Source organism: Bradyrhizobium sp. CCBAU 53421 (assembly GCF_015291625.1).
GTDB lineage: Bacteria > Pseudomonadota > Alphaproteobacteria > Rhizobiales > Xanthobacteraceae > Bradyrhizobium.
Genome location: NZ_CP030047.1, coordinates 4395348 through 4413653, shown reverse-complemented (window position 1 = coordinate 4413653; position 18306 = coordinate 4395348). Strand labels below are relative to the sequence as shown.

At 64.8% G+C, this 18306-nt stretch carries 15 protein-coding genes; 9 read left to right on the top strand and 6 right to left on the bottom strand.

Going from position 1 to position 18306, the window contains the following annotated elements; translation table 11 throughout:
- Nucleotides 1-109: 109 nt before the first annotated feature.
- Entirely contained in the window at nt 110-568 is a 459-nt protein-coding gene (locus XH92_RS20960; protein WP_194460854.1) for a GNAT family N-acetyltransferase, read from the top strand.
- Nucleotides 569-700: 132 nt separating this feature from the next.
- Nucleotides 701-1759, top strand: coding sequence for an MBL fold metallo-hydrolase (locus tag XH92_RS20955; protein ID WP_194460853.1), 1059 nt, complete (start codon nt 701-703; stop codon nt 1757-1759).
- 28 nt (nt 1760-1787) lie between these two features.
- Here the strand turns inward: XH92_RS20955 and XH92_RS20950 are convergent, their stop codons facing one another.
- Both XH92_RS20950 and XH92_RS20945 read right to left on the bottom strand, forming a co-directional pair.
- Nucleotides 1788-3002: an amidohydrolase family protein gene (locus XH92_RS20950; RefSeq protein ID WP_194460852.1), complete on the bottom strand. Its 1215-nt coding sequence runs from the start codon at nt 3000-3002 to the stop codon at nt 1788-1790.
- Between the two features lie 122 nt (nt 3003-3124).
- Nucleotides 3125-4420: an RluA family pseudouridine synthase gene (locus XH92_RS20945; RefSeq protein ID WP_194460851.1), complete on the bottom strand. Its 1296-nt coding sequence runs from the start codon at nt 4418-4420 to the stop codon at nt 3125-3127.
- A 129-nt stretch (nt 4421-4549) separates the two neighbouring features.
- Between XH92_RS20945 and XH92_RS20940 the strand changes: the two genes are divergently transcribed.
- From XH92_RS20940 to XH92_RS20930, 3 genes are all read left to right on the top strand, one after another.
- Nucleotides 4550-5488, top strand: coding sequence for an alpha/beta hydrolase (locus XH92_RS20940; protein ID WP_194460850.1), 939 nt, complete (start codon nt 4550-4552; stop codon nt 5486-5488).
- 599 nt (nt 5489-6087) lie between these two features.
- The gene (locus XH92_RS20935; RefSeq protein ID WP_194460849.1) at nt 6088-7014 is read left to right on the top strand and encodes a dienelactone hydrolase family protein; all 927 of its coding nucleotides are present in this window, start codon (nt 6088-6090) and stop codon (nt 7012-7014) included.
- A gap of 442 nt (nt 7015-7456) precedes the next feature.
- A complete protein-coding gene (locus XH92_RS20930) occupies nt 7457-9163 on the top strand; it encodes an adenylate/guanylate cyclase domain-containing protein (RefSeq protein WP_246788508.1) in 1707 nt (568 codons plus the stop codon).
- A gap of 164 nt (nt 9164-9327) precedes the next feature.
- On the opposite strand, the gene XH92_RS20925 is transcribed toward XH92_RS20930, so the two are convergent.
- Entirely contained in the window at nt 9328-10662 is a 1335-nt protein-coding gene (locus XH92_RS20925; RefSeq protein ID WP_194460848.1) for a replication-associated recombination protein A, read from the bottom strand.
- Nucleotides 10659-12017, bottom strand: coding sequence for a DegQ family serine endoprotease (locus XH92_RS20920; protein ID WP_194460847.1), 1359 nt, complete (start codon nt 12015-12017; stop codon nt 10659-10661). The genes XH92_RS20925 and XH92_RS20920 overlap by 4 nt, the downstream gene beginning before the upstream one ends.
- 344 nt (nt 12018-12361) lie before the next feature.
- Between XH92_RS20920 and XH92_RS20915 the strand changes: the two genes are divergently transcribed.
- On the top strand, nt 12362-13960 hold the full coding sequence (locus XH92_RS20915) for an OprO/OprP family phosphate-selective porin (RefSeq protein ID WP_194460846.1): 1599 nt from the start codon (nt 12362-12364) through the stop codon (nt 13958-13960).
- A gap of 72 nt (nt 13961-14032) precedes the next feature.
- Here the strand turns inward: XH92_RS20915 and XH92_RS20910 are convergent, their stop codons facing one another.
- Nucleotides 14033-14410, bottom strand: a complete 378-nt coding sequence (locus XH92_RS20910) for a helix-turn-helix domain-containing protein (protein WP_021081638.1) — start codon at nt 14408-14410, stop codon at nt 14033-14035.
- 118 nt (nt 14411-14528) lie between these two features.
- On the opposite strand from XH92_RS20910, the gene XH92_RS20905 reads away from it, so the two are divergent.
- The 3 genes from XH92_RS20905 to XH92_RS20895 all read left to right on the top strand — a co-directional run bounded on the left by XH92_RS20905 (nt 14529) and on the right by XH92_RS20895 (nt 18013).
- Nucleotides 14529-15542 (top strand): zinc-binding alcohol dehydrogenase family protein, encoded by a 1014-nt coding sequence (locus XH92_RS20905; protein ID WP_194460845.1) that lies wholly within the window; start codon nt 14529-14531, stop codon nt 15540-15542.
- Between the two features lie 246 nt (nt 15543-15788).
- Entirely contained in the window at nt 15789-16868 is a 1080-nt protein-coding gene (locus XH92_RS20900) for a phosphotransferase (RefSeq protein WP_194460844.1), read from the top strand.
- Nucleotides 16869-16885: 17 nt separating this feature from the next.
- Nucleotides 16886-18013: a hypothetical protein gene (locus XH92_RS20895; RefSeq protein WP_194460843.1), complete on the top strand. Its 1128-nt coding sequence runs from the start codon at nt 16886-16888 to the stop codon at nt 18011-18013.
- Here XH92_RS20895 and XH92_RS20890 read toward each other — a convergent pair.
- Entirely contained in the window at nt 18010-18306 is a 297-nt protein-coding gene (locus XH92_RS20890) for a DUF1330 domain-containing protein (RefSeq protein WP_194460842.1), read from the bottom strand. The two genes, XH92_RS20895 and XH92_RS20890, sit on opposite strands and share 4 nt — an antisense overlap.

The following is an 18306-nucleotide window of genomic DNA, read 5'->3' as shown; positions in this document are numbered from 1 at the left end:
TCCGCCGGCCCGAAAGGCCGGCGGATTTCGTTTGCGCCGGGCTGGATGTTCATGACCTGCGCGAGCCTGTAACGTGCGACACCGACCTCGTCTCTGGAAATCCTGTTCAATGACATCAATCGTTTTCCGCCAGGCTCAGCCCGCCGACCTTCCGGCTATCGTCGCGCTCCTCGCCAACGACGTCCTGGGGCAGCAGCGCGAGGATCCGAGCTCGCCGCCCAACCCGCGATATGTCGACGCATTCGATGCCATCCTCGCCGATCCCAACCAATTGCTGGCCGTGGCAACCCTGAACGACGCGGTGATCGGGACCCTTCAGCTCAGCTTCATTCCCGGAATGGCGCGCCTGGGCGCATGGCGCGGCCAGATCGAGGCGGTCCGGATTGCCGAGACGCATCGCAGTTCGGGCGTCGGGCAGCAGATGTTCGAGTGGGCGATCGATCAATGCAGAGCGAGAGGCTGCGATCTCGTGCAGCTCACCACCGACAAGGCGCGCCCCGACGCGCACCGCTTCTATGAGCGATTGGGATTCGTCGGCAGCCATCTCGGCTACAAGCTGATGCTTTGAGCGCGTCGTACCGTGCGGTGGGACTAACGGGCCGCGTGATCACAACACCTCGATGCCGCGCAGCGAGCGTTGTGATGTGGCGCCGGCTTTGGCAGTCTCGCTGATCACCGGAACAACGCGGGAGCCGACCACATGCGGCGCCTCATTCTGCCGATACCCTTGCTGGCCCTGATCTGGCTGCTGCTGCCGCTTCCCGCCCAATCGGCGCCCTGCCTGACCGTCACCTTGACAGGCACCATGAGCGGTCCCGCCTTGCTCAATGGCGTTGCGGGCGCCGGCACGCTTGTGCGCTACGGCGACGACAGTGCCGATTGCGGTACGCTGAAGCTGCAGTTCGACGCAGGCCGCGGCACCGAACTGCGGCTGTCGCAACTGAACGTCGATCCCGGCGAGATCGACGCCGTCTTCCTCACGCATATGCACTCGGATCACACCGAGGGCCTCGTCGACCTGCTGCTCGCGCGCTGGAACTGGAGTTCCGGCGGGGCCAAGGTCGATGTCGTCTGCAGCAGCGATGCACCCTCACCGCTCGGCTTCACCTTGAGCTGCGGCAAGTTTGTCGCGCATATCGGCGACGCCTTCATTCAATCCGGCGAAATCGCGCAGCGGGTTTCAGAGGACAAGCGACGATTGGCGGGCGGACCAGCGGAGCTCGTGCATCTCGTCACGTTCGAGCCGAAGGACGAGCCGCAGGTGATCTGGTCGAAGGGCGACGTCAGGGTCAGCGCGATCCGCTCGACCCACGTCGCAGGCCATGCTTCCTATCGCGTCGACACGCCGGCCGGCAGCGTCGTGATCGGCGGCGATGCCAGCAATGACAGTGTGGCCCCGCCGCGCCCGACGTCGACGTCAGCGCAAGTCGAGAAGCTGGCCCAAGGCGCCGACGTGATCGTGCACTCGACCATGCATCCGGTGATGGGTCCGGACCGCGATAGCGGCATGCCGCCGCCCGTCTTCTATCGCCAGAGCCTGACGCCCGACCTTGGCGCCATGGCAAAGCGCGCCGGCGCCAAATATTTGATGCTGACCCACCTCGCGCCGCAAGTCGGGGCGACGCACCACGGCCCCTACAAGGTGCCCGGCGGCGCGCTCACCGAGGCGGACTACCGCGCCGCCGCTGAGGCAGGCGGATTCACCGGCACGACGATTGTCGGCTCGGATCTCGCCACCTTGCGCCTTCCTGCCAAATAGATCGACGCGGCCGCTCACCCGACGGCCATCACGGCTTCTGATAGATCACGTGACCCGCGCGGATCGTGCTGTTCACCTTCGCGAGATTGGCGACGTCGCTGAGCGGATCGCCGTCGAGCACCACGAGATCGGCGTCAAAGCCCTGTTCGACCTTGCCCTTCTTCGCGGCCTTGAAGAACCGCGCCGGATTGGTCGTCAGCGAGGCCAGCACCTGGCGTTCCGACAGAGCGCGGTGCATCAGCTGGAATTCCTGCGCGGTGTCGTATTGCTTGGTGAAGCCGACATCGGTACCGAACAGCACGGTGCCGCCATTCTCCGAGAACTGCTTGAGCTGATTGACGGTCGCCGCGACCAGACGATTTGTGACGTTGGGATCCAGCACGACGGTGGTGAACAGCCCCAGCGTCGGAATCAGCGCAGTCCCCTGCGCCTTGAACCGCGCCAGTTGGTCATCCGTGTAGCTGCGCTCGCTGGGCGTCGTGTGCGCCAGCACGTCGACATCGGACGCGATCACCGTCTCCACGCCGACCTTGTTCTGCGGATGCGCGAACACCGGCTTGCCCTGCGCATGCGCGATATCGACGGCTGCTTTGGCAATCGCCGGGTCCATGTTGATGACCGGCTTGTCGCCCATGAACGCGCCGGTGAACAGCTTGATGCCGTCCTCGCCCATCGCGAGCCAGTCGCGCGCCCACTTCGCCGCCTCCTCGGGCGTCGCAGCTTCGGGGAGCTGAATTTCGGGCGGCAGGTAGACCGGGTGGCCGCCCTTGGGAAATACGTTGCCGGCGAGCAGGATGTTGGGACCGGCGACCTCACCTGCTGCGATGCGCTTGCGCAGCGGCAGCGTGTTCCGTGGATCGGAGCCGAGGTCCCAGACCGTCGTAAAGCCCCAGCGCGTCAACATCTCCTGCATGTGCTGCGTCAGCGGCGCGGCCGGCGCCTCGCCGGCATTGTGCCAGACATGTTCCGTGAAGTGCACATGGCTGTTCCAGAACCCGGCAACAACCGTCTTGCCGTTACAATCGATCAGGCGAGCATCCGAAGGTACCTTGACGTCGCCGGACTTGCCGACCGCGCTGATCACGCCGTCCGCAATCACGATCGTCGCATCCGGCAGCGCGGCAGCATCGGCCGATGCGTAAAGCGTGGCGCCGCGGAGCACCAGGGTCTCGGCATGCGCCGCCGCCGAAGCGACAGCCGAGCCGATCAGGAAAAGCGCGACGCGTAGCCAGGTCCCGGTCATGGACAGCCTCTTTGATGTTGCATGCCGGCAGTGCCCGGCGCGCGGCAACATAGCCGCGGCAGAGTGAGCCGCTTTGATCGTTCTTGCTGTCCGCGACGGATATCGGGAGGCGGCGTCCGCCGTCACTCCTCGGGCGCGTTCTCGATCGGGTCGAAGCGGTCGGCCTCGAGCCCGAGCAGATTCCAGGATTGCAGCATGTGCGGCGGCAGCGGCGCGCTGACATCGATCACGCCGCCGCGTGGATGCGGAATCACGATGCGGCGGGCCAGCAGATGCAGCCGGTTCTGCAAGCCGCCCGGCAGCTGCCAGTTCTCCTTGTTGAAATATTTCGGGTCGCCGACGATGGCATGATCGATATGCGCCATGTGGGCGCGCAATTGATGGGTGCGGCCGGTCACCGGTTTGAGCGAGACCCAGGCGAGCTTGGTCGCCGAGGCCTCGACCACGGCGTAATAGGTCACGGCGTGGCTTGCGCCCTCGTCGCCATGCTCGGCGATCCGCATGATGCTGTCCTCCTCGCTCTCCTCCTTGGCGAGGTAGGTCGAGATCCGGCCCTGCTTCGGCTTCGGCACGCCGGCGACCAGCGCCCAGTAGATCTTGCGCGCGGAGCGATGACGGAACGCGCCGGTGAGGAACGATGCAGCGAAACGCGTCTTGGCGATCAGCAGGCAGCCCGATGTCTCCCGGTCGATACGATGCACCAGGCGCGGCTTCTGCCCCTTGGCGTCGCGCATCACCTCCAGCATCTGGTCGACATGGCGCGTCATGCCGGAGCCGCCCTGCACGGCGAGACCGACGGGCTTATTCAGCACCAGCACGTCGTCGTCCTCGTACAGCGTCATGTCCTTCAGCGCCTGCAGCGTCTTCGCCTCGGCCTCCGACAGCGTGCCTGACGTCTTCGGCGTGTCGAGCCGCAGCGGCGGAATCCGTACGCTTTGGCCCTCCTCCAGCCGGTCCTTGGAATCAGCGCGCTTGCCGTTGACCCTGAGTTCGCCCTTCCGGACGATGCGCTGGATATGGGAGAACGACAGGCCCGGAAACCGCGCCTCGAGGAAGCGGTCGACGCGCATGTTGTCCTCGTCGGCAGTGACGACGACGGTTTGCACCTTGGTCGGCAATTGCTGCTCGTTCGCTTGCTTGGCAGCGGAGGGCTCGACCCGCACCTCGCGGTCGCGGCGCGGCTCGGCGAAGCGCGGCGGCTTGGCCGGCGCACGGTGCGCGAACGGACGTTCGCCGGACTTGCGGTCACTGGACTTGCGCTCACCGGACTTGCGATCGTCCGGCTTGCGGCTGCGTTGCGCCGACCCGGTCTTGGTGCGCTCCTTGCCACGATCGCCTGCGCGGTCCCAGTCACGGCCCTTGTCACGCCCCTTGGCGCGATCGCCCGGCGATGTGGTTCTCTTGATGCGGCGGCTCATGGTGATTTTTCGGCTCCAGACCTGCATTGTGCCTAGCGCAATTGCCGCGAATCGTCACGGCGAATCGGTACCAATCCGGCGCAACATCGGCCATGTTCGGCCGCGCACGCAATCGAGGGGGACCCTGGAATGAGACTGGCAGTATCGGCTTTGGCGGCGGCCCTGTTGCTCACGGGCCCCGCGCTGGCCCAGCAAAGCCCGATGCCGGAAGATCTGGCCTGGAAGCTGCTGGAACTCGGCCGCGTCATCGACCCGCCCAAGACGGCCGCGCTCTACGGACCGCTGCAGCAGAAGGAGCCCTACCAGGGCGTCAAGGTCGAGCGCGACGCCAAGTATGGCCCCGCCGACCGCCATCTGCTCGACGTGTTCACGCCCGACTCGTCGGCGGCGGCGCAGCCGGTGCTGATCTACATCCACGGCGGTGGCTTCGTCGCCGGCAACAAGCGCAACCCCGGCAGCCCGTTCTACGACAACGTCATGCTGTGGGCCACCAAGAGCGGCTTTGTCGGCGTCAATGCCACCTACCGCCTGGCGCCGGCCTCTCCGTGGCCGGCAGGCGCCGAAGACATGGGCGCGATCGTGCAGTGGGTCTCGGAGAACATCGCCGCCCGCGGCGGCGACCCCAAGCGCATCTTCCTGATGGGCCAGTCGGCCGGCGCGGTCCATGTCGCGAGCTATGTCTCCCACAGCGAATTCCACAAGGTGAAGGGCGGCGGCCTTGCCGGCGCGATCATGGTGTCGGGCATCTACGATCTGACCGCTTCGCCCGCCGGCGATGCCGAGCTCGCCTATTACGGCTCCGACCCGTCGCGCTACGCTGAACGCTCCTCGCTGCAGGGCCTGATCGCAAGCCCGATCCCGTTCCTGATCACCGCCGCCGAGCTCGATCCGCCGCGCTTCGTCGAGCAGTTCGAACTGTTGAAGCAGGCCAGCTGCAAGCGGCCGAGCGGCTGCGCCCGCAGCTTCATGCTGCCGCAGCACAGCCACACGTCGGAGGTCTACGCGATCAACACGCCGGACACGCGGCTGACGAATGAGATTCTGGACTTCGTGAAGAGCGTCAAGTGACGCGCTAGAGCACTATGAAGTTATGGGCCGTCGCAGCGGGCGCTGCCAAAAAATCGAAAACAACCCCATGCAAAGTAGCCGGCGCGGGCCGGCATTCGATCAAGCAACTTGACACGTCGGGCAACTCAGGGATACATTTCTAATATTCCGAAGTCGCGCAAGTGTCCCTCGCCCAGGGCCGTGCACATTTGCGGGCTTCTGCAACTGACGCTCCCACGCTAGCGGGCGGGAACGGGAACGCGCGTTATTCGCGGCCGCAGCCTCTCGTCTAGGACGCGGACTCATTAAGGCGCAGCCACAACCGGATCGACGCGGGTTGAACAAATGCAAGGTAGTTGGCGGCGAGCCTGTCAATGGCTCGGCTGTCAGGCTCAACTGGTCGCTATGCACCCGAAAGCGGACCTATATGCTTACCTTGAGTTTTGTCGTTCATGACCCCGAGCAGACATTCGGTCACCATTTTGCGCCGACTGCCCAACATGGAGGCTGAGCCGCAATACCCCATGCACACAACGCAACCGAGCCCCCAGTCTTTATCAATAGCCGCCGAACACATAGTTGTAAGTGCGTAGCTGAGGCAAACAATCTGGGAGGGCGCTATGCCTGCACTCGATGACTTGGTGGCACGCAGGGAATTGCGCTCGTTCGAAAGCCTGACACTGACGGATCAACAGTTTCTCACAGGCGACAAGGACGGAAAGGCCGTCACGCTCGCCGGGGAGTTGCGGCTGCCGCGAGGCGCTTCGGACCGTTTGCCGGCGGTCATCCTCGTACATGGGTCGGGAGGCACAGGCTCTCGCGAGGAATTCTGGGCGAAGTACTTCAATGAGATGGGGATCGCGTCCTTCGTGATCGACAGCTTCTCCGGACGTGGTTTGGTCGACGTAAATCCCGATCAGGAACAACTCGGACGGTTCAACATGGTGCTGGATGTGTACCGGGCCTACGACGTGCTCATCGATCATCCCAGGATCGACCCGACACGCATTGTGCCGATGGGGTTCTCGCGCGGCGGACAAGCCGTGCTGGCTGCCAGCTTTACGCGCTTCCAGCAGACTTGGCATCCAGGCATCGAATTTGCGGCGTACATTCCGTTCTATGCGTCATGCAGTATCGCGATCATCGGCGACACCGAAGTCAGCACGGCGCCCATCCGACAGTTCCATGGCACGGCAGACGACTATAACCCAGTAGCTCCTTGCCGTTCCTATTTCGAACGCCTCCGCGCCGCCGGCAAGGACGCCAGGCTGATCGAATTCCCTGGCGCACACCACGTCTTCGATAACCCGCTCGCACCGAAGACACCGACCGTATTGAAGGGGGCGCAGACTGTACGTGCGTGTAAGTTGAAGGAACAGCCTCTCGGCATCATCATAAATGCCGAGACCGGCGAGCCGTTTACGTACGCGGACCCTTGCGTACAGACCGATCCTTACATCAGTTACAACGAAGCCGCTGCAGCTGCGGCCCGCGAGGCGGTGAAGGGACTCCTGCAGACAGTGTTCAGGCTCCAACGAGATCCCTAGTAAGGCTCGAGGTCCGGAATTGGCCCATAGCTGACGATCTGCATGACCATTGGCGACGTCGGCTCTTCGAGGTGAAGCGGAAATCCCCCGGTTCGGTCGCTATGGGCGGCAATTGACCCGAACCGGAACTGTGGTGTTGCGTCCCGCCTTCCACAACACCACAGTCGCCGCGCGCCGAAGCGCGACTAACACCACGCGTGACTGCCCGATGGCGAACGCCTGCTCCGGTCCCCGGCAATGGGCGGTCCTGTTTTTCGGAGCACAGCCGTCACCCGAGGGTATTGCCTTCTGGTGTAGTGCGGGTTGGCCCGGCCGTGACCACTTCCGGTCCGGAAAGAAGCTGGCGGAGCAACCCATTGGTGTGATTTGATGCCCGCTAATTAATCTTGAACAGGGGGCGGGCTTGCCCCAAGAGCACGTTCAACGGCGGTTGGCGGCCATCTTGGCCGCGGATGTTGTCGGCTATTCCGCGCTCATGGAACGGGCCGAAGAGGCCACCTATACGAAAATCGGGCGGCTCAGGCGGGAGGTGATCGAGCCTAGCTTCGGCTGCCATGGGGGCCGCCTCATCAAGACCACTGGTGACGGCATCCTCGCCGAATTTGCGAGCCCGCTATCGGCCGTTAAGTGCGGGCTGGAAATTCAGGAACACCTCGCCTCACACGAAAGCACCCTTCAACTGAGGATCGGCATCAATCTCGGCGACGTGATCGTTGACGAGCAGGGCGATGTTTACGGTGAAGGGATCAACATCGCGGCCCGGCTCGAAAGCGTTGCCGATCCGGGCGGCATCCTGATCTCTGGCAAGGTCCACAGCGAGGTCGAAGGCAAGCTGGACATTGGCTTCGAGGATCGCGGCGAGCAGCAGCTCAAGAACATCACCAAGCCGGTCCGCGCTTACGCGGTAAGCGCGGAAGCGCATAGCACGTCGACCGAGAGGCCAAGTGCGGCCCCTCCACTCCCACACAAGCCTTCCATCGCCGTGCTGCCGTTCCAGAATATGAGCGGCGACCCCGAGCAAGAATATTTTGCCGACGGTATCGCTGAAGACGTGCTGACCACATTGTCGAAGATTCAGGAGCTGCTGGTCATTGCCCGCAATTCGAGTTTCGTGTTCAAAGGACAGGTTCGGGACATCCGTGAAATCGGCCGAATGCTCGGCGCTCGCTATGTGCTGGAAGGGAGCGTTCGCAAAGCCGGCAATCGAGTGAGATTGGCGGCACAATTGATCGACAGCCTGAACGGGGGCCACGTCTGGGCAGACCGTTTCGAGGGCGACCTCGACGACGTGTTCGAGCTTCAGGACCGGATAACGCAGGACATCGTCGCCGCGCTCGAGGTCCGGTTGACGTTTGGCGAAGAGGTGCGGGTGTGGCGCAAACGCTCTGGCAGCCCGTTAGTGTACGAGCATTTCCTCAAGGGTCGAACCCTATACGTCAACTTTGCCAAGCACACTCATGCACAAGCACGCAGCGAGCTCGAACGGGCGTTGGAGATCAACCCCGCTTTTACGCCGGCGCTTGGTCTGTTGGGGTTCACATTGACCGACCAGGCGCGCTTTGGTTGGGAAAAGGACGAGGCGACAACCTACGAAGCGGCACTGGGGTGCGCGGCTCGTGCTCTGGCAGTCGACCCGAACAGTGATGAAGCATACGTGACGCTGGGTTATACGCGCCTGTATCAACGCCGCCACGACGATGCCGTTGCTGCCGGAGAGAAGGCGATTGCCCTCTGCCCCAACAGCGCGGGCTCCTATCATATGGCAGCTGTGTTTCACAGCTATGCTGGCGATTTCCGAAAAGCCGTCCAATATGAGGAGCAGGCGCAGCGGCTCAGCCCACTTAGCCGCCACGAATCGATGGTCGACGCGGCGCGGGGGAAGTTTCACCTCGGCGATCTTGTTGCGGCGCGAGACATTGCCTCCCGCGTCCTGAGTGAGAAGCCACGCTGGCTGACCGTGCAATCGGTTCTTGTGGCGGCGCTCTGGAACCTCGGTAATGAGGATGAGGCGCGCGTCATGGTAAGGAAAATGTTGGTCAACCACCCCAATCTGACCGCCAGTCGCTGGGCTCAGCGATTGCCTTACCGGCACCAGAAGGATCTCGACGCATTCGTCACGCCATTGCGCCTCGCCGGGCTACCCGAATAGCGAGTAGCCCGACCGTAATCAGCGGCGGCTCGTGTATGCCGGCCGGCGCAATTGTGCGGCCTGAACGTCAGCTCCCGGCCCTTCTCGGAAGTTCGGCAACGTCCGCTTTCGCGCCGCTCTTGGGGGACAAGCGGACATCGATTCACGCGGTATGAGTACGCGGCCTAGCTCCCGCCCCGCTCTTTGCGCAGCCGCGCCCAATAGTCCAGCCGCTTGCGGATCTCGCGCTCGAAGCCGCGGTCGGGCGGATCGTAGAACGTCTGGCGTCCCAGCGCTTCCGGGAAATAGTCCTGGCCGGAGAACGCGTCTGGCATGTCGTGATCATATTGATAGCCGGAGCCGTAGCCTTCCGACTTCATCAATTTGGTCGGCGAATTCAGGATGTGCTTCGGCGGCAGCAGCGAGCCGCCCCGCTTTGCGGTCTGCATCGCCGCACCAAACGCGGTGTAGACCGCGTTCGATTTCGGCGCGGTGGCGAGATAGACCACGGCCTGCGCGATCGCGAGCTCGCCCTCCGGCGAGCCCAGGAAATCATAGGCATCCTTGGCGGCGTTGCAGACCGCCAGCGCCTGCGGATCGGCGAGGCCGATGTCCTCGACCGCCATGCGCACCACGCGCCGCGCCAGGAACAGCGGGTCCTCGCCGGCATCGAGCATGCGCGCGAGATAATACAGCGCCGCATCCGGATCGGAGCCGCGCACCGATTTATGCAGCGCCGAGATCAGATTGTAGTGCCCGTCGGCCGACTTGTCGTAGATCGGGGCGCGGCGCTGCAGGATCGCCTGCAACTGCTCGGCATTGAACACCTCGCCTTTGCGCGCGGCGCGCCAGACCTCTTCGGCTAATGTCAGCGAGGCGCGGCCGTCACCGTCGGCCATCCGCACCAGCACGGCGCGTGCCTCCGCATCGAGCGGCAGCGCCTTGCCCTCGATTTTCTCGGCATTGGCGAACAGCTTTTCGATCGCCGCGGTGTCGAGCGAGTGAAACACCAGCACGCGGGCACGCGACAAGAGCGCCGCGTTGAGCTCGAAGGACGGGTTCTCGGTGGTGGCGCCGACCAGCACCACGGTGCCGTCCTCCATCACGGGCAGGAAGGAATCCTGCTGCGCGCGATTGAACCGGTGCACCTCGTCGACGAACAGCAGCGTGCCCTTGCCGGTCTCGCGCCGGGCACGCGCGGCATCGAACGCCTTCTTCAGGTCGGCGACGCCGGAGAACACCGCGGAGATCTGCTCGAAATGCAGCTCGGTGGCGTCGGCCAGAAGCCGCGCCACCGTGGTCTTGCCGGTGCCGGGCGGGCCCCAGAACACCAGCGAGCCCAGCGTGCGCGTCTCCAGCATGCGGGTCAGCGCGCCGTCGGGGCCGAGGATGTGGTCCTGGCCGACCACGTCGGCCAGCGTGCGCGGACGCAGCCGGTCCGGCAGCGGGTGTGGCGCGTCCTGCTCCATCCCCGCCGCGGCGAACAGGTTGCTTGCCTCGCGAGGTTGTTTAGGGCTCATCCGCCGAGTGTCACGTTGATCTGCTGGCCGCCGCGCACCAGCGTGATGCGCCAGATCCGCGAGCCCGCCTTCGATACCTTGTCGAGGTCGCCGGTGCGCACGATCTTCTCGTTGTTGACCGCGAGGATGATGTCGCCCTTCTGGAAGCCGACATTGGCGGCGGTGCCGTCATCGGCGAGCTCGGTGACGACGACGCCCTCGGCGCCGGCGTCGAGATGCAGCTCATCGGCCAGCGCCGGCGAGATGTTGGCGACCTTGGCGCCCTGGAATGGCGAACGCGCGGTCAGCACGATCTCGTCGCGGTTGGTATCGGGCGCGGTCTCCAGCGGCACGGTGAGCTTCACCGGCTTGCCGGCGCGCTGCACCTCGATCTCCGCGTTGCCGCCGAGCGGACGGGTCGCGAAGCGGTAGTCGAACGCATTGGGATCGTCGATCGGCGTGCCGTCGATCCCGACGATCAGGTCGGACAGTTTGAGCCCGGCCTTCGCCGCCGGGCTGTTCGGCGCGACGTTGGCGACCAGCGCGCCGGTCGGCAGCTTCAGCCCCAATGTCTCCGCGATCTCCGGCGTGACCGCCTGCAGCCGCGCGCCGAGCCACGGCCGCTTCACCGCCTTGCCACCGCTCTTGGCGGAGGCCACCACCACCCGCACCATGTTGGCGGGAATCGCAAAGCCGATGCCCTGCGAGCCGCCGGAGCGCGAGAAGATCGCGGTGTTGATGCCGGCGAGCCGCCCGGTCATGTCGACCAGCGCGCCGCCGGAATTGCCGGGATTGATCGCGGCGTCGGTCTGAATGAAGAATTGATAATCCGTGATCCCGACTTGAGTACGCGCCAGCGCCGAGATGATGCCGTGCGTCACGGTCTGGCCGACGCCGAACGGATTACCGATCGCCAGCACAACGTCGCCGACCTGCAGCTGATCCGAATTGGCGAAGTCGAGCGTGGCGAACTTCTCCTTGTTGGTCCCCTTCAGCCGCAGCACCGCAAGATCGGTGCGGCTGTCCTTCAGCACGATCTCGGCCTCGTATTCGCGCTTGTCGGCGAGCGAGACCTTCACCTGGTCGGCGCCCTCGATCACGTGATTGTTTGTGACCACGAGGCCCGAGCCGTCGACCATCACGCCGGAGCCGAGCGAACGCTGCATCTGCTCGGGCTGCTGCCCCGGGACGCCGAAGAAGCGTCGGAAGATCGGATCGTCCAGAAACGGATTGCGGTTCTGCACCGTCTTGGCGGCGTAGACATTGACCACCGCCGGCTGCACCCGCTGCACGATCGGCGCATAGGACAACTGGAGCTCGGCCTGCGAGGCCGGGACGCGACGGTCCTGAGCTGCGGCCGGGGAATGATTCCCCATGAAAGCCAATGTGCACAGAGCGGATATGGCAGCGAAGCGGACGGGTCGGAGCATTCTCACCTCTCGTGGAAACGCCGGAATATAGGCGTGTTCGCCGGGCAATTGAAGGGCGCCCGGCCGGATAACTGGCCCCCGACGGACCGGTGCAAAACCGGCCCGAGCTGCGTTGAAGCGCGCCGCCAAGCATCTATGATGACTGTCATCTCACTGCGCCGCTCCGCTTGTTGCCTGCGGACAACAAGCGGAACTGCGATGCCAGGCGGCGCTGTCGTGTGTCAGTCACGATCAACTCCTAGGACGTTTCAGTGAGTGAGTGGGGAATTCAAACACAACAGGGGTGCACAATGGGTGCGACAAAAGTTGGTGCAATCGCCATCGGCCTTGCGGGGGCGCTCGCCGCCTCGCCGGCCTATGCGCAATCGGCCGGAGGCGGCAGCGACGCGGAGATCGCGCTGCTGAAGCAGCAGCTCAAGATGCTCGAGCAGAAGCTCGACAAGTTGCAGAAGCAGACCAATGCCAATACCGCGACCGCGGCCAGCGCAAACGCCAATGCGAAGGCGGCGGACGCCAAGGCCGCTCGGGTCGCAAGCGCCAACGCCGCGATCCCGGTCAAGGGCCCGGTCGCGCCGTCGGGCGTCGTGGTGACGCTGCCGAACAACCGGCCGACGATCTGCACTGCGGATGAACAGAACTGCGTTGCGATCACGAGCCGCGTGCACTGGGATGTCGGCGGCTACGACTATCGTCCGAACACCGCAGCCACCTCGCCGCAGAAGCTCGACAGCGGCGAGAACCTCCGCCGCGCCCGCATCGGCATCGTCGGCAAATTCTTCGGCGACTGGAATTACGCGCTGATCTACGACTTCGGCGGCTCGTCCGACGGCTTCGGCGGCGCGGCCGCGGGCTCGCTGCCCGGCGGCGGCACCTCCGGCGTCGAGAATGCCTATCTGAGCTACACGGGCTTGAAGCCGTTTGGCGGCAAGATGGCGATCGAAGCCGGCATCATGGACCTGCTCTGGACCATGGACGAATCGACCAGCTCCAACGACATCCTGTTCATGGAGCGCGCCTCGGCCGGCATCATCGCGCAGAACGTCGCGGCCGGCGACTTCCGTTCCGCGATCGGTACCCGCTGGTGGAACGACCAGCTCTGGCTCGGCGGCTATGCCACGGGACCGACCACCGGCCAGATTCATTCGGCCTCCAGCGTCACCCCGGCCGGATCATCCGAGCAGTACGGCGCGGTGGTCCGCGTCGCCGGCAATCCGATCAGCGGCAAGGACTACTCGGTGCATATCGGCGCCGATGCCGAATGGCTGGTGCAGCCGCCGCGCAACCAGCTGACGCAGGCGCAGACCCTCACCCTGAGCGACCGGCCCGAGCTGCGCATCGATCCGACCACACTGATCTCGACCGGTGCGATCGCCAACGTCTCCGGCGCGCAGGTCTACGGCGTCGAGGCGGCGGCGACCTACGGTCCGTTCATCGCGCAGGGCGAATACTACTGGTTCAACATCGACCGCACCGCGAATACCGGGCTGCCGCCGTTCGGCGCGCCGAGCCTGAAATTCGACGGCGGATACGCGCAGGTCGGCTACGTGCTGACCGGCGAGAACCACGCCTACAACTCGTCAACGGCCTCCTATGGCGGTATCAAGCCGCATGATCCGTTCTCGCTGGCCGGCGGCGGCTGGGGCGCGTGGGAGATTGCGGGCCGCGTCAGCCAGATGAACCTCAACGACCAGGTCGGCCAGGCCGTCGGCGTCGCCGGTGGACGGCAGACCGTCTACACCGCCGCGCTGAACTGGTACGTCAACAACAACGTCCGCTTCATGCTGAACTACCTGCATGGCGACGTCGCCAAGCAGGCCTCGGCGACCTCACCCGTGGATGCCGGTTCGAAGTTCGACGCCGTCGCGCTGCGCACGCAGGTCGCGTTCTGAGGCGATCTGAACTGTCGTCAACGATGGAAGGCCGGAAGCGACAACGCTCCCGGCCTTCTCCACTGCAGATTGTCAGGCCGCGCGCTTCTTCTTCACGACGACCTCGGGTGCCGGCGCGCAGGACAGCCGTTCCTGATGGCCCTCGCCCCAGGCTTTCAGAATATCGATCACCGGACGCAGGCTCTCGCCGAGTTCGGAGAGCGTATATTCGACCCGCGGCGGCACCTCGGCGTAGACCTTGCGGATCACAAGGCCGTCGTCCTCCAGCGCCCGGAGCTGCTTGGTCAGCATGCGCTGGGTGATGCCGGGCATCCGCCGCCGCAACTCGCCGAAGCGCTGGGTGCCGGCCTGCAAATGATACAGGATCACGCCCTTCCATTTGCCGTCGATCAGGTCGAGCGCGGCCTCGACCGCGCAACCCGGCCGGCGCGCAAAATTCTTCCGTTTCATCGGATATTTCCCAATAGTATACAAACAGGGACTAGTTCCCTGATTTTACAGTACTTGCCAAAAGGACGCCAGCGCGACAGGTAACACGGCAGGCAATCGCCCATCACGGAGACCAGGCATGAAGGCCGTCGGATACCAAAAATCGCTGCCCATCGAGGCGGCGGATTCGCTCGTCGATTTCGAGATCGCCAAGCCCGAACCCAAGGGGCGCGACATCCGCGTCGCGGTGAAGGCCATCTCGGCCAACCCGGTGGACTACAAGGTGCGCAAGCGCGCAGCGCCGACCGACGGCGGCTACAAGATCCTCGGCTTCGATGCGGCCGGCGTGGTCGATGCCGTCGGGCCCGACGTTTCCCTGTTCAAGCCCGGCGACGAGGTGTTCTACGCAGGCTCGATCCTGCGCCAGGGCACCAACTCGGAATTTCATCTGGTCGATGAGCGCATCGTCGGCAACAAGCCGGCGTCGCTGTCCTTCGCGCAGGCCGCCGCCCTGCCCCTGACCTCGATCACCGCCTGGGAGCTGCTGTTCGACCGGCTCGGCGCGGTGCCGGGCAAGAGCCTCGATCCGCGCACGCTGCTGATCACCGGCGGCGCCGGCGGCGTCGGCTCGATCCTGATCCAGCTGGCGCGCCGCCTCACCGGGCTGACGGTGGTCGCGACTGCGACGCGGCCGGAATCTCAGAAGTGGTGCCTCGATCTCGGTGCGCACGCGGTGATCGATCACTCGCAGCCGATGAAGGAGCAGATCGAGAAACTGAAGTTGCCGCCGATCGGCCTCGTCGCCAGCCTCACCTTCACCGACCAGCACTACAAGTCGATCGCCGATTTCATCGCGCCGCAGGGGAAGTTCGGCCTGATCGACGATCCCGCCGAATTCAACGTCGCCGTGTTCAAGGGCAAGGCGGTGTCGGTGCATTGGGAATCGATGTTCACGCGCTCGTCGTTCCAGACCCCTGACATGATCGCGCAGCATCATCTGCTCAACGACGTTGCCGACCTGATCGACAAGGGCGTGCTGCGCACCACCCTCGACCAGACCTTCGGCACCATCAACGCCGCCAATCTCAAACGCGCGCACGCGCTGCTGGAAAGCGGCAAGTCGCGCGGCAAGATCGTGCTGGAAGGCTGGTAGGCACAAATGCGTAGGGTGGATTAGCCGGAGGCGTAATCCACCATCCCACCAGAAGCGGCGGGTTACGCCGACGCTAACCCGCCCTACGCGACCACGCAATTCCCGAGATATCCCCACGGGCCGGCTGGTGGCTTTTGCCAAAGCCGCTAGCGCCTGTATGATTTGCGCAACGATCACCCCGTCCTCAATCCAGCCGTGCAAGACCCGGCCGGAACGGTGGTGGCGCACGGGGATGGGAGGAAACCGATGAGTTTGCTCACGGCCGATCCGTCGCGGATCGATCCGGAGTGGATGACGCGGGCGCTGCGCGCAGCCGGCGTGATCGACCAGGTCAGGATCGTCGATCTCGTCTGCAAGGCGGTCGGCAATGGCCTCGTCGCCGACAGCTACCGATTTCACCTGACCTATGACGGCGATGAGCTGAACGCGCCCGCAAGCGTCGTCGGCAAATTCCCGGCCACGGATGCCGACAGCCGCCGTTCCGGTTCCGCGCACACGCTTTACGTCCGCGAGGTCGCCTTCTATCGCGAGCTGGCCGCCACGGTCGACATTCACACCCCGCGGCCTATCCTCGCCGAGATCGATCCGGCCACCGACGACTTCACGCTCATCCTGGAAGACCTCGCGCCCGCTCGCCCGGGCGACCAGCTCGCCGGATGCGCGATTCCCGACTGCCTGACCGCGATGCGTGAGGCCGCCGCGTTGCATGCGCCCCGGTGGAACGACCCGACGCTCGACGCCGTGCAATGCTTCACGGTAGCCGCAAGCCGGCGCAGGGACCTGCGCGCGGTGCTGCCCGCCATTATCGGTCACTACAAGGAGCGATATCACGGTGTGATCGAGCCGGAATTCCTCGACCTGATCGACCGGCTTCCGGACGCGATCCCGCGCTACCAGTCCGATCGATCGACGCCGCGAACGTTGCAGCATGCGGATTTCCGGCTCGACAACATGCTGTTCGAGGTACGCGGCAACACAAGTCCAATGGCGACGCTCGACTGGCAGACGCTGACGGTGGGGCCAGGCATCGTCGACGTGGCGTATTTCCTGTCGGCCGGGATCGATCCGTCCGAACGGCGGCTTCATGAAGCCGATCTGGTGCGGTTCTATCATTCCGAGCTGATCCGCCGCGGCGTGCGGGACTATGGCTGGGATCAGTGCTGGCGGGATTACCGGCGCTACACGCTGCATGGCATCATGATGGGCGTCGTCTCCGCCCTCAGCGTGCAGCGCTCCGAGCGCGGCGACGCACTGTTCCTGAAGATGACCCGCGGCGCCTGCGCGCAAGCCCTGGACCACGACAGTTTTTCATATTGGCGGGGCTAATATCGAAAGGGATCGGCGTGCTCAACAAACTGGACGACTTCCCCATCCACCAGACGCCCGAGCCGATCGCGGTTCCCTCGACCAGCGACCGCAACGTCTATGATCGGACCTGGTTCAATGGCTACACCGCCGACGGTGGGTATTATTTCGGCATCGGCATTGCGATCTACCCGCATCGCAAGATCCTCGATTGCGCCTTCAGCGTGGTGGAGCGCGGCGGACGGCAGCACTGCTTCTACGGTTCGCGGCGCGCGCCGATCGAGCGCACCGAGATGCAGGTCGGTCCGTTCCGGCTCGAGGTGCTCGAACCGATGCTGCGGACCCGCGTCGTGCTCGACGACAACGCCACCGGCCTTGCCTGCGACCTGACCTTCTCCGCGCGCACGGCAGCGATCCAGGAAGCCCGCCAGACGCTCTGGTCGGGCGACCGCCGCGCGATGGATTCGACCCGGTTCGACCAGTTCGGCCGCTGGAGCGGGGTCGTGCACCACCCCGACGGCGGGATCAAGGTCGACGATCGCACGTGCTACGGCACCAAGGATCGCTCCTGGGGCGTGCGCAACGTCGGCGAACGCGATATCGGGGGCGCGCCGATGCCGCCGCCGAGCGTGTTCTTCCTCTGGGCGCCGCTGGTCTGGGACGACCACATCTCGCACGCCATCTTCTTCGACGGGACGCAGGGCGAGGCGCTGGTCCGCGAAGGCATCATTGCGCCGCTCTACCGCAGCGAGGCCGAGATTCCCGGCGTCGTCGACGGCCTCGACCGCCGCATGGCGACCGCGCGGCACCGCGTCAAATACGTGCCGAACACGCGGCTCGCGCAATCGGCTGAAATCGACCTGGTCGACATCGACGGTCATACCTCGACCATCGCGCTCGATCCGATCCTGAAATTCCAGATGAAGGGCCTCGGCTACGGTCATCCGCAATGGGGCCAGGGCATGTGGAAGGGCGAGCTCGAGATCGGCGGCGAGTCGTTCGATCCCTTGACGCTCGATCCGCTTGCCCGTGAGAACGTGCACGTGCAACAGGTGGTGCGCGCCCGCCAGGGCAGCCAGACCGGAATCGGCGTGCTGGAGCAGATCTGCTTCGGCCCCTACCGTCCGGCAGGGTTCAGCGAGTTTCTGGATGGTGCCAAGGGCTAGCTTGGCGGCACGCCCTCGACGAACAACAACCGCCGCTCCAGCGCGGTGCGCCGATGCATCAGTGCCTCGGCGTATTCCGGCGACGCGTACCACTCGCGCAGACGCGTCATCGTCGGAAACTCGACGATGACAATGGCGTTCGGCGCTGGACCGCCCTCCACCACTTCAGCCGCACCGCCGCGCACGACGTAGCGTCCGCCATATTGCTCGATGGTCTTCGCCGCCAGCGTGCGATAGGCCTCGAACGCGGCAGCATTCCGCATCTCGACCTCCGAGATCACATAGGCCGGCAT